Source organism: Franconibacter helveticus LMG 23732 (assembly GCF_000463115.2).
In the GTDB taxonomy this organism is placed as follows: Bacteria; Pseudomonadota; Gammaproteobacteria; order Enterobacterales; family Enterobacteriaceae; genus Franconibacter; species Franconibacter helveticus.
Genome location: NZ_AWFX01000049.1, coordinates 249,783 through 261,794, shown reverse-complemented (window position 1 = coordinate 261,794; position 12,012 = coordinate 249,783). Strand labels below are relative to the sequence as shown.

The following is a 12,012-nucleotide window of genomic DNA, read 5'->3' as shown; positions in this document are numbered from 1 at the left end:
AGACTTTAGCTTCTGAACTTTCTGCTAATGGATTTTAACGTGGCGAATATTTTACTGGCAGTATTTATTGGCGGCGGTACGGGCAGCGTTTTACGCTGGTGGTTGAGCCTGCGGCTGAATCCGCTGCATCATGCTATTCCGCTTGGCACGTTGACCGCCAACCTGGCTGGCGCGTTTATTATCGGGGCGGGGCTTGCCTGGTTTAACCGCATGACGCATATCGATCCCATGTGGAAACTGCTTATCACCACCGGCTTTTGCGGCGGCCTGACAACGTTTTCAACGTTCTCGGCTGAAGTGGTTTTTTTATTGCAGGAAGGACGGTTGGGCTGGGCTGCGTTAAACGTGGCGATTAACCTGGCGGGCTCGTTTATTATGACAGCGCTCGCATTCTGGATCTTTTCCGCCGCCAGCGCTCATTAAGGTTCATTTCTTAATCCAGCCTTAATCTTTCTCTGCCACCATGGGGCATCTTCCTGCTGAGGTGTCGCCATGAAAGAGAATCTGCAAAGTCTGGGGGCCATGCTGCTGAGCGCGCTGGTCGTCGCCGCCTTTTTAAAAACCTTTTTATTTTACTGAGCCTTGCCGAAAACAGGCATAAAAAAACCCGCCAGTGGGCGGGTTTTGAAATTCTTGCTGACGCTTACAGAGCGATTACGTTAGCAGCAGAAGGGCCTTTGGCACCGTTAGTGATTTCGAACTCAACGCGCTGACCTTCAGCCAGAGTTTTGAAACCATTGCTCTGGATTGCAGAGAAGTGTACGAACACGTCTTTGCTGCCATCTTCCGGAGTGATGAAACCAAAGCCTTTGGATTCATTAAACCACTTAACGTTACCTTTAATCTTAGACATCAAAATTACCTTTACATGAAAAAACGACACAAATGCTGTGTCGGGTATCAGTACATCAATTGTGATGGCTTTTGTCCAGTCGAACTTTGCTAAAAAGTGATAAAAGTCGCCAACTTTTTTTCCGCCTCGCTATTAACCCTTGTTTTTGAAGGGATAAAGATAGAGTGGGAAATCAGATTTTTTTAGGTTACTGAAACGTAAGCCGCAACCAGGCAAAGTAGACGTTGCCGTTATTGTAAGTTCCGGGAATATAGGTCATCTGGAACGTGGCCGGTCCGTAGCCTATCGAGGCCAGCGGCAACGCTAACGGAACCGGTATATAATTCCAGTTTTCACGCATCGTTACGCCTACCGTATAGCCAAGACCAAGGCGGAACTTCTCGTCAGACAGCGGTCGCCAGGTTGCCTCCCAGCCGTAGCCCGCGATGGGTTCCCAGTCATTGAACGAGTCTTTAAACGCCATGGCGTACAAACCATGCCAGTTGCCTTTTTCGTCCCAACGCGCCTGGCCGAATCCCGCCCCCCACGGGCGTTCGTTATACTTGTCGGTTTTCTCTTTGTCATAAGCGAAGCGCGCGTGCCAGGTGATAAGCGGCAGGTAGCCGTCATATTGCGCAGGCTCATTCCATGTTTGCGCAATATTCTTTTTAAGCGTCGTCAGGGGCTTAACCGGGCGTTTAATTTCCGCTGCGCTGGGGCCAGCAATAAGAAACAGAGCAGTGAGCAGAAAGGTAAACGCTATTTTCATCAATTCAGTTCTTACTTATAAAAAAATAATTTAAAGCATTCTGGCAGCCGTTGACTTAATAAAAGCTTAACGACCGCCCTCTGTAGCGAAATTCACATAAAACGCTTATTGCTGCTTTGGTCATTATGGTAGAAGAAATCGCTTTTTACGGAGCGGTCAAGCGAACAACCCTGGGTAGCCGAAAGTTAAGCGCGCATTGATCGCCGAGAACAGTAGCCGCGCCGCCGCCCCCACACGCTATGCGCATCGCGCCCATGACTAAGGGAAAATCACAGCGGCTAAGGGCGATAAAAGCCAGCCGGATGCCGCGCATTCTTGTTTCTGCGCCTTTACGGCCTCTCGATTGCCTGAGCGGGCGCCATTTACGCCATATTGCCGCTGCCCTGCGCTAGAGCGCCGGTCATGATGAAAAGCGCCTGTAGGCGCTTTTTGTGTTTAAATAAGTAGTAATAATTAAATGCTTTTACTTATTGAGATAAAGAATGTTCAGGATGCGAAACCTGGCCCTGTGCGGGCTGTTACTGTCAGGATGGCACATTGCTCAGGCTGCGGATGAAAAACCGTTAGCGGCGCAAAAATATCAGGATTTTGATCGCTACGTGCTGGCGCTTTCGTGGCAAACCGGGTTTTGTCAGAGCATGCACGACCGTAAACGGGATGAGCCTCAGGAATGCAGCACGCAGAAAGAGCAGGACGATAAGCGCGCTTATCTGACGGCGCACGGCCTGTGGCCGGGGCTACCGAAATCTATCGCCGCCCGGGGCGTGGATGAACGCCGCTGGATGCGCTTTGGCTGCGCCACGCGCCCCATACCCAATATGCCGATGGCAAGCCCGGCGAGGAAATGCGCCGCCGCGGAAACGGGTCTGTCTCTGGAATCCGCCGCGCGCCTGAGCGAAGTGATGCCTGGCGCAGGCGGCGACTCTTGCCTGGAACGCTATGAGTACGCCAAACACGGCGTCTGCTTCGGCTTTGACCCGGATGCCTACTTCGGCACCCTGGTGCGCCTCAACAGCGAAATTAAACAAAGTTCGCTCGGCGCCTTTCTGGCGGCGCACTATGGCGAAACTATCCGCCGGGCGGATTTCGATAACGCGCTGGCAAAAGCCTATGGCAACGGCAGCGTCAAAGCGGTGAAACTCACCTGTAACGGCAATCCTGCTTACCTGACTGAAATGCAGGTTTCCCTCAACGCAGCGGACATCAACGCGCCGCTTTCGCCCGCTTCTTTTGCGCCGCAGCCACACCCAGGCAACTGCGGCAAGCAGTTTGTACTGGACGAAGCAGGCTATTAAGAAAGCCTCACGCCTTTAAGGCGCGATGGCGGGTGGCGCTGCGCTTCCCGCCCTGTTTTTGACCCGCCTGCTTTTACTCTCCGTTCGCCTCGCGCCATGCTTTTACCATTGCGGGCGTGATCTCTTTTTTATAACAGAGCGGCGATTCACCGCCTGCCCGGCTCCAGGCGCTACGACCGCCGCAGCTGCGGCCGTTGCGCATGGTGTTATAAGGGCAAGGACAGTTGCCGGAGTACTCCGCTATCGACGCCTCAATCATCCGGGCTTTCACCTGCTCGTCGCTCAGCCGCGCCTGCGCGGGCAGCGCCCACAGCGCGGCGGCGGCGAGACATGCCGCCGCCACCACAGTTATACGCATACAATATCCTTATCCAGCTTCAGATGAGAGACGGCGCAACGCCGCCTCCCTTTTCTGAATGAGGTAAACGTTACCCGGCCACCGCCATGCCGGTGGTCATATGCAGGCCGTAAAAGAGCGCCCGGCCCATGACTTCTCCTGCAAGAACCAGAACCAGCCCCAGGCAGAGCAAGGATGGCCGGGGCTCCCGGTTACGGATAAGCGGCGCAATCCAGCAGCCCAGACCGACCGCCAGTAACCCCAGCCGCCCCACCTGCATCAGCCCATAGTCAGGAATAAGCGCGCTCGCCTGCTGCACAGAGCTGTGGATATCGGCAAGCGTCAGGCTTTGCAGCACGATCACCGCTACGCACAACAGTAACGCCGCCACGCTTATCTGCGCAAAACGCGCCGTGCTGAAGCGCACCCGGGCAAGTCGCAGCACCAGCGCGCCGAGTAGCGGCCCGCCCAGCAACACGGTGAGGAAAAACCCTGCCGTCGTATAGCCATTGCGCCAGGTCGGCACGGTATCAATCTGGTAAACGCGGCTCATCATCCAGACAAACGCCAGCCCCAGCGCCATGCTGACAACGAGCCACGCTTTGCCGAGCGCGACCGGCATTTTGTCGAAAAACGCCGCCAGCCACCATAGCCCGCCCACCGCGAAGAAGAGCGAGCCGCTGGCGATTTCGTTACTGAGCGCCGAGGCCCCCACGCGGTTGAGCGAATTAAACATCCGCAGCGGCGACCCAAGATGCATCACCGAGGCGAGAAAGCCCAGGCCCATCAACACCCAGAGCAGAAACATGGCGCGCACCAGCCGCGTTCTTGCCGGACGCTCATGCGCCACCGCGAACCAGCCAAGCCCGCTCACTATCAATCCGCCCGCCACGCACTGGCCGAGCACCGTAAACAGCACCAGCGGCCATTCATGCCATCCGTTGCCCATTTCACACCTCCTTCGGATTGGCCAGATAGCCCGTGGTATCACCACACGGACGGCTGCTGGCGTTGGGTTTAATCACAATATTCGGCTTCGTGAAATGCGCGCCGGGCAGCGGGGCGACGGCGGCAAGCGTGCCGTGCTTTTTGCGCAACTCGTCAACAGGGCCGAAATCTAGCGCCCGCAGCGGGCAGGACTCCACGCAGATGGGTTTCTGCCCCTGCGCCACCCGCTCATGGCAGCCGTCGCATTTGGTCATATGCCCTTTTTGGGCGTTGTATTGCGGCGCGCCGTAGGGGCAAGCCATGTGGCAGTAGCGGCAACCGATGCAGACCTCTTCATTCACCACCACGAAGCCGTCGTCGCGCTTGTGCATCGCGCCGCTCGGACAGACTTTAGTGCAGGCCGGGTCGGCGCAGTGGTTGCAGGAGATGGAGAGGTAATACGCGAACACGTTTTGATGCCAGACGCCGTTGTCCTCCTGCCAGTTACCGCCCGCATATTCATAAACGCGGCGGAAGCTGACCTCCGGCGTGAGATCTTTGTAATCCTTACACGCCAGCTCGCAGGTTTTGCATCCCGTGCAGCGGGCGGAATCAATAAAAAATCCATACTGGGTCGTCATGGGTTACTCCTTAAACCTTCTGCACCTGAACCAGGTTGCTGTGTGACGGGTTGCCTTTGGCGAGCGGCGAAGGACGCTGCGTCGTCAGCACATTAATGCACCCTGCGCGATCGACTTTTTCCGAATCGGGGTCATACCAGGCGCCCTCGCCCAGCGCCACGACGCCCGGCAGAATACGCGGCGTGACCTTAACGTCGATACGCACCTCACCCCGGTCATTAAAAATACGCACCGTGTCGCCGTTAGCGATGCCGCGGGGTTTCGCATCAAGGGGATTGATCCACATCTCCTGGCGGCAGGCGGCCTTCAGCACGTCGACGTTGCCGTAGGTAGAGTGGGCGCGCGCTTTGTAATGAAAACCGGTCAGTTGCAGCGGGTATTTTTCCCTTAGCGGGTCGTCATGATGTTCAAAGCCTGGGCTGTAGACAGGCAGCGGATGGATAACATCCTCTTTCGCCAGCTCCCAGCTGCCGGCGATCTCCGCAAGCTGGCTGGAGTAGATCTCGATTTTGCCGGAAGGCGTGGTCAGCGGGCTGGCCTGCGGGTTATCGCGGAACGCTTTATACGCCACATAGTGGCCGTCCGGGTCGCGTTTTTTGAAGATGCCCTGCTGGCGGAAGGTGTCGAAATCAGGCAGCTCCGGGATAGCCTTGCGGGATTGCTCATACAGATGCCGCAGCCAGCCTTCCTGCGTGCGCCCCTCGGTGAAGCGCTGCTCTACGCCCATACGCTTCGCGATTTCGCGGGTCATTTCATAAATGGTTTTGCATTCAAAGCGCGGTTTGATGGCCTGGTCAGCGAAAATCACGTAATCCATGTTGCCGCAGGAGGCGTCAAGGGCGAAATCCATCTGCTCGGAGGCGGTGCAGTCCGGCAGCAGCAGGTCGGCGTATTTCGCCGACGAGGTCATATGGTTATCGATAACCACAATCAACTCGCACTTCGTTTCGTCCTGCAAAATCTCATGGGTGCGGTTTATCTGGGAGTGCTGGTTGATAAGACAGTTGCCGGCGTAGTTCCAGATCATTTTAATCGGCACATCCAGCTTCGCTTTGCCGCGCACGCCGTCGCGCAGGGCGGTCATCTCCGCGCCGCGCTCGATGGCGTCCGTCCACATAAACATCGAGATGCTGGTTTGCACCGGGTTGTCCAGCGTCGGCATGCGCTCAAACGGCATAGCGTAAGCGCCTTCGCGCGCGCCGCTGTTGCCGCCGTTAATACCGACGTTGCCGGTAAGGATGGGCAGCATGGCGATAGCGCGGGAAACCAGCTCGCCGTTGGAATGGCGCTGCGGCCCCCAGCCCTGGGCAATAAACGCGGGCTTCGCGCCGGCTATCTCCCGGGCGAGCTTCACGATGCGATCCACCGGAATGCCGGTAATGCGCGAGGCCCACTCGGGCGTTTTCGCTACGCCGTCATCGCCCTGGCCCAGAATATAGGCTTTGTAATGAGCGTTCGCCGGCGCGTCGGCGGGCAGGGTTTTTTCGTCGTACCCGACGCAGTAGTTATCAAGAAACGCCTGGTCGACCAGATTTTCGGTAATCATCACCCAGGCGAGAGCGGAAACGAGCGCGGCGTCAGTACCCGGGCGAATAGGTATCCACTCATCCTCACGCCCGGCGCCGGTGTCGGTGTAGCGCGGATCGATGATAATCATTCGGGCGTTGGATTTTTCACGCGCCTGTTCGAGGTAATAGGTGACGCCGCCGCCGCTCATGCGCGTTTCGCCGGGGTTATTGCCAAAGAGCACCACCAGCTGGCTGTTTTCAATATCAGACGGGCTGTTGCCTTCCGCCCAGCCGCCGTAGGTGTAGTTCAACCCGGCGGCAATCTGCGCGGTGGAGTAATCGCCATAGTGGTTGAGGTAGCCGCCGCAGCAGTTCATCAAACGGGCAATCAGCGTTTTGCCAGGCGGCCAGGAGCGGGTCATGGTGCCGCCGAGCGTGCCGGTGCCGTAGTTCAGGTAAATAGACTCGTTACCATACGTTTTAATAATGCGCTGCATTTCTCCGGCAAGGGTGTCAAACGCCTCTTCCCAACTGATGCGGACAAATTTTCCCTCGCCGCGCTTGCCCACGCGCTTCATCGGATACTTCAGGCGATCGGGGTTGTAAACCCGACGGCGCATAGAACGCCCGCGCAGGCAGGCGCGAACCTGGTGCAGCGCTTCGTAGTTATCGTCGCCCGTATTGTCCGTTTCGACGTAACGGATTTCGCCATCAACAACATGCATGCGCAGCGGGCAACGGCTACCGCAGTTAACCGTACAGGCGCTCCAGACGATGCGTTCGGGTGAATCAGAAAGGGCGCCGGTAACCGCCGCCGCCGCGCTTTTCAAGCCAAATGGCAGCGAAAGCCCGCCCGCTGCCAGCGCCAGGCCGCCAATGGCGGTGTTTTTTACTAAAGTCCGACGGCTGATCCCGCCGTAGTGTTCTTCATCAGACATGATGTGCTCCACTGCAATCAAAACCAAAAAACTATCCCTTGAAAGGGATTATTGAGTGCACGCAGTGTCGCGGAATAAAAAGCGGGTGGTCTTAATATCAGTCAATAAAGGCGGGGCAACAGGCTTTAATTCTTTAGAGGTAGATCAAATTAAACGTAAATAAGTAGTTTCAGCAAAAAATAGATTAAAAAGGCATTAATTTCTCAGGGAATGATTTAAGCGGGATGGCCGCCAGTTTACAAAGACGATCGGTGAAAATAAAAGCGCGGCGGCCCGTGGGCCGTCGCGAAATACATGGCGTGTTAACGCAGCTGATAAACCCGCGCTTCCCAGGCGCGCAGCCGGTATCCCTCCTCCCATTCGCTTAAGTTAGCCAGTACGCACTCGGCGCCCTCAAGCGACAGCGCCGTTTCATCCCAGCTCGCCGATTTGCCGGACAGATTGCACAACACCACGAATCGCTCGTCGCCGTAGAGGCGGCTGTAGGCATAGATCTGTTCGTGGTCGTCGAGCAGCAGATCGTAGCGGCCATAAACCAGCGCTTTCTCACGCTTGCGCAGATGGATCATCTGGCGATAAAAGTTAAGCACCGACTGCGGGTCATGCAGCTGGTTTTCCACGTTTATCATCTCAAAGTTCGGGTTAACTTTAAGCCACGGCTCATGGGTGCTGAAGCCTGCGTAAGGCGAACTGTCCCACTGCATCGGCGTGCGGGAGTTATCCCGCCCGGTGCGGGTGAGGAACTCGATAATTTCCGCTTCGCTCATGCCCATTCGCTGAAGGTCTTTGGCTTTGTTCTTCGCTGAGACATCGTCGAAATCCGCAAGGCTTGCAAAGCGGGTATTGGTCATGCCGATCTCCTGCCCCTGGTAGATAAAAGGGGTGCCCTGCATCAGGAAATACATTGCCGCGATACAGGTAGCGCTTTCGCGCCAGTGGTGTTCGGTGTCGCCCCAGCGCGAAGCAATACGCGTAACGTCATGGTTTTCCACGTAAAGCGCGTTCCAGCCTTTGCCTTCCAGCGCCTCCTGCCAGCTGGTAAAGATTTTTTTCAGCACTGCGGGCGTAGGCCGCAGCCCCGCCTGGGGTTCCCACAGGCGCACATGTTCAAACTGAAACACCATGTTGAGCCGCCCGCGGTTTTCACCTACCCACTCTTCAGCGTGGCTGGCGTCAAGCCCGTTCATTTCGCCGACGGTGACGATGTCATAGTGGTTGAAGACATTGCCGCAAATATCATCCACGTAGTCGAGCAGGCCATCATAGTTAAGATGGCTTACCATCGAGGGCGCATAAGGCAAGTTTTCCGGGTTCGGCACGTCGGCAAGCGTCGGCTCTTTTTTCAGGTGCGAAATGGCGTCGATGCGAAAACCGTCGATGCCTTTGTCGAGCCACCAGCGCATCATGTCGTAGACCGCCGTGCGCATCTCGTGGTTTTCCCAATTGAGATCGGGCTGTTTACGGCTAAAGAGATGCATGAAATATTGCCCGGTCGTGTCGTCATGCTCCCAGGCGGAGCCGCTGAAAATAGACTCCCAGTTATTCGGCTCAGCGCCGTTTTTACCGTCGCGCCAGATATACCAGTCGCGCTTCGGGCTGGTTTTGGAGGCGCGTGACTCAAGAAACCACGGGTGTTCGTCGGAGGTGTGGTTCACCACCAGGTCAAGGATAAGCCGCATGCCGCGCGCGTGCGTCTCCTCCAGCAGACGGTCGAAATCCTCCATGGTGCCGAACTCGTCCATAATGGCCTGGTAATCGCTGATGTCGTAGCCGTTATCATCGTTCGGCGAGCGGTACATCGGGCAGATCCAGATAAGATCGATGCCGAGGTCTTTCAGATAATCGAGCTTTTCGGTCACGCCGTTCAAATCGCCGATGCCGTCGCCGTTGCTGTCCTTAAAACTGCGCGGATAGACCTGGTAAGCCACCGCCTCTTTCCACCAGCGCTCGCGCACCGGGGTAATTGCCTCACCCATTAAACCTCCCCTTTACGAATAAGCAGCGCAAAAGATTCATACGGCTGTAGCTCCAGGCTTACGGCGAGCTGGTCACGGGGCGCGTAGTTGCTGATTAAACAATCGCCGTGCCAGTTCTGCATCTGCTCCGGGATGGGCAGCGTAAGGTGGTTGCCGAAAAAGTTATTGATGACCAGAAGCAGGTCGCCTTCATAGCGGCGCACCCAGGCAAACACCTCGGGATGGTCGGCAAAAAGCATCTGATAATCGCCATAGACCAGAATCGGGTGCTGTTTGCGCAGCGCCACCAGCTTCTGATAATGCCAGAGAACAGAGTCCGGTTCGCTGAGCGCCTGGGCTACGTTGATGGTTTGATAATTGGGGTTAACGCCAAGCCACGGCGTGCCGGTGGTGAAGCCCGCGTTGGGGCTGTTGTCCCATTGCATCGGCGTGCGGGCGTTATCCCGTCCGTTGGCGTAAATACCGGTCATCATTTCATCATGGGACACGCCGCTTTCTGTACGTTCGCGATAGAAATTGAGGCTTTCGATGTCGCGGTACTCCTCAAGGGTTGAGAAGCGCACGTTCGTCATGCCTATCTCTTCGCCCTGGTAGATATAGGGGGTGCCCTTCAGGCAGTGCAGCGCGGTGGCGAGCATTTTGGCGGAGACTTCGCGGTATTCGCCGTCGTCGCCAAATTTCGACACCGCGCGGGGCAGGTCGTGGTTGCTCCAGAAGAGCGAGTTCCAGCCGCGCCCGGCAAGCGCCGTCTGCCAGGTATCAATGCTCTGCTTGAAGCGGGAAAGCTCAAACGGCCGGCTGCGCCATTTGCCATGTTTCTCATCCCACGTCTGCTTGATATGGTCGAACTGAAAGACCATAGAAAGCTCTTCGCGCGCCGGGTCGCTGTAAAGCAGCGCGTCTTCCGGCGTGGCGCTCCAGGTTTCGCCCACGGTCAGTGACCCGCGCGGCCCGTAGGTAGCGTGGTTCATCTGGCGAATAAACAGGTGCAGGTTTTTGCCGTTGGCCATGATTTGCTTGTCGACCTCTTTGCCGATGAGATCGATAACATCCATGCGAAAACCGCCGATGCCGCGATCCAGCCAGCGGTTCATCATGGCGTGCACTTCTTCATGCACGCGCGGGTTGTCCCAGTTGAGATCTGGCTGGCGCACGGAAAACTGATGCAGGAAATATTCGCCGCTCGCCTCGTCATATTGCCAGCCGCTGCCGCCGAAATAGGAGCGGAAATCGTTCGGCGGGCCGCCATCCGGCGCGGGTTTGCGCCAGATATAGTAATCGCGGTAAGGGTTATCTTTGCCTTTTTTCGCCTCGATAAACCACGGATGCTCGTCTGAGGTGTGGTTGACGACAAGGTCCATCAGAATATGGATATTGCGCCCTTTCGCCTCATCGATCAGCGTTTGCATCTCTTCCAGCGTGCCGAACTCTTCGGCGATATCGTCATAGTCGGAGATGTCATAGCCGTTATCGTCCATCGGCGATTTATAAACCGGTGAAAGCCAGATAAGGTTAATGCCAAGCTGCTGTAAGTAGTCGAGTTTGCTGATGATGCCAGCCAGGTCGCCCACGCCGTCGCCGTTGGCGTCCATAAAGCTGCGCGGGTAGATCTGGTAGACCACCGCGTTGTGCCACCATTTCTTGTCGATTGCTTTCATCACGCTCCCTTCAGTCAGTGCCGTTGTTGCGGGATCTTCAGCCGGGGAAATGCCTCGCCCGAGTTATCAAACAGATAGCAGTGTTCTGGTGAAAGCCTTAGCCCTATGTGCTGTTCGGGCTGCACTTCCAGCCTTTCAGTATGGCGCATCACCAGCGGTTCTGCGCCATAGCCGCCATTAACGTATAAAAGCGTCTCGTTGCCCATGTGTTCGACGAACAATACCTCCCCTTCCACATCGGCCTGCGCCAGGTCCATCCTCTCAAGATGCTCCGGGCGGATCCCCACGCGCACTGCTTCGCCCTCCCCCGCCCGGCGGGCGTCCACCGGCAACCGGATGCGCTGACGGTTCTCCAGCTCCACCTCGCACTCATGCTCGCTGCGGCTTAACAACTTGCCATGTATGAGGTTCATTTTGGGCGACCCGATAAACTGCGCGACGAAAATGTTTTGCGGCGCGTCGTAAAGCTCAAGCGGCGTGCCGACCTGCTCGATTCGCCCCTGGTTTAACACCACAATGCGATCGGCCAGGGTCATCGCTTCAACCTGGTCATGGGTAACATACAGAATGGTGGCGTGGATGCGCTTGTGCAGCGCCGCTATCTCCATGCGCATTTGCACGCGCAACGAGGCGTCGAGGTTTGAGAGCGGCTCGTCGAAGAGAAACAGGCTCGGCTCACGCACAATCGCCCGCCCTATCGCCACCCGCTGGCGCTGGCCGCCGGAGAGATCTTTCGGCCGCCGGTCCAGCAAATGCTCCAGTTGCAGAATGCGCGCGCTCTCCTGCACCCGTTCGTCTATCTCTTTTGGCGACAGCTTCGCCATCTCCAGCGCGAAAGCCATATTCTGGTAGACCGTCATGTGCGGGTAGAGCGCGTAAGACTGAAAGACCATGCCGATGCCGCGTTCAGAGGGCGAGTCGTCGTTCACCCGCGCGTTGTCGATAAACATATCGCCGTCGGTTATCTCCTCAAGCCCCGCCACCAGACGCAGCAGCGTTGATTTGCCGCAGCCCGACGGCCCGACCACCACCACGAATTCGCCGCTGTTGATCTGCAAATCGAGCGGTTTGATGACTTCCGCATGAGAGCCGTAGCGTTTCTGGATCTTCTCTAAGCGTAATTGCGCCATG

11 protein-coding genes are annotated in these 12,012 nt (G+C 56.7%); 2 read left to right on the top strand and 9 right to left on the bottom strand.

Going from position 1 to position 12,012, the window contains the following annotated elements; all coding sequences use genetic code 11:
• Positions 1 to 39 precede the first annotated feature (39 nt).
• Positions 40 to 423 (top strand): fluoride efflux transporter CrcB, encoded by a 384-nt coding sequence (gene crcB / locus DW56_RS16260; RefSeq protein ID WP_024551846.1) that lies wholly within the window; start codon positions 40 to 42, stop codon positions 421 to 423.
• Positions 424 to 643: 220 nt separating this feature from the next.
• On the opposite strand, the gene cspE is transcribed toward crcB, so the two are convergent.
• Both cspE and pagP read right to left on the bottom strand, forming a co-directional pair.
• On the bottom strand, positions 644 to 853 hold the full coding sequence (cspE, locus tag DW56_RS16255) for a transcription antiterminator/RNA stability regulator CspE (protein ID WP_002439184.1): 210 nt from the start codon (positions 851 to 853) through the stop codon (positions 644 to 646).
• Between the two features lie 187 nt (positions 854 to 1,040).
• Complete coding sequence (pagP, locus tag DW56_RS16250; protein ID WP_071789723.1) at positions 1,041 to 1,601, bottom strand: lipid IV(A) palmitoyltransferase PagP; 561 nt, start codon at positions 1,599 to 1,601, stop codon at positions 1,041 to 1,043.
• A gap of 482 nt (positions 1,602 to 2,083) precedes the next feature.
• Here pagP and rna point away from each other — a divergent pair, with 482 nt between their 5' ends.
• On the top strand, positions 2,084 to 2,896 hold the full coding sequence (gene rna / locus DW56_RS16245; protein ID WP_024551848.1) for a ribonuclease I: 813 nt from the start codon (positions 2,084 to 2,086) through the stop codon (positions 2,894 to 2,896).
• Positions 2,897 to 2,969: 73 nt separating this feature from the next.
• Here rna and DW56_RS16240 read toward each other — a convergent pair whose 3' ends face one another.
• From DW56_RS16240 to DW56_RS16210, 7 genes are all read right to left on the bottom strand, one after another.
• Complete coding sequence (locus tag DW56_RS16240) at positions 2,970 to 3,254, bottom strand: hypothetical protein (RefSeq protein WP_029589972.1); 285 nt, start codon at positions 3,252 to 3,254, stop codon at positions 2,970 to 2,972.
• Positions 3,255 to 3,324: 70 nt separating this feature from the next.
• Complete coding sequence (locus DW56_RS16235) at positions 3,325 to 4,182, bottom strand: DmsC/YnfH family molybdoenzyme membrane anchor subunit (protein WP_024551393.1); 858 nt, start codon at positions 4,180 to 4,182, stop codon at positions 3,325 to 3,327.
• Position 4,183: 1 nt separating this feature from the next.
• Positions 4,184 to 4,801 carry a DMSO/selenate family reductase complex B subunit gene (locus tag DW56_RS16230; protein WP_024551394.1) on the bottom strand — a complete coding sequence of 206 codons (618 nt, stop codon included), beginning with the start codon at positions 4,799 to 4,801 and terminating at the stop codon, positions 4,184 to 4,186.
• Between the two features lie 10 nt (positions 4,802 to 4,811).
• Entirely contained in the window at positions 4,812 to 7,247 is a 2,436-nt protein-coding gene (gene dmsA / locus DW56_RS16225; RefSeq protein ID WP_035890146.1) for a dimethylsulfoxide reductase subunit A, read from the bottom strand.
• A gap of 302 nt (positions 7,248 to 7,549) precedes the next feature.
• Positions 7,550 to 9,223, bottom strand: a complete 1,674-nt coding sequence (locus DW56_RS16220) for a glycoside hydrolase family 13 protein (RefSeq protein WP_024551396.1) — start codon at positions 9,221 to 9,223, stop codon at positions 7,550 to 7,552.
• A complete protein-coding gene (locus tag DW56_RS16215) occupies positions 9,223 to 10,881 on the bottom strand; it encodes a glycoside hydrolase family 13 protein (protein ID WP_024551397.1) in 1,659 nt (552 codons plus the stop codon). The genes DW56_RS16220 and DW56_RS16215 overlap by 1 nt, the downstream gene beginning before the upstream one ends.
• Positions 10,882 to 10,895: 14 nt before the next feature.
• Positions 10,896 to 12,011, bottom strand: coding sequence for an ABC transporter ATP-binding protein (locus tag DW56_RS16210; protein WP_024551398.1), 1,116 nt, complete (start codon positions 12,009 to 12,011; stop codon positions 10,896 to 10,898).
• Position 12,012 lies beyond the last annotated feature (1 nt).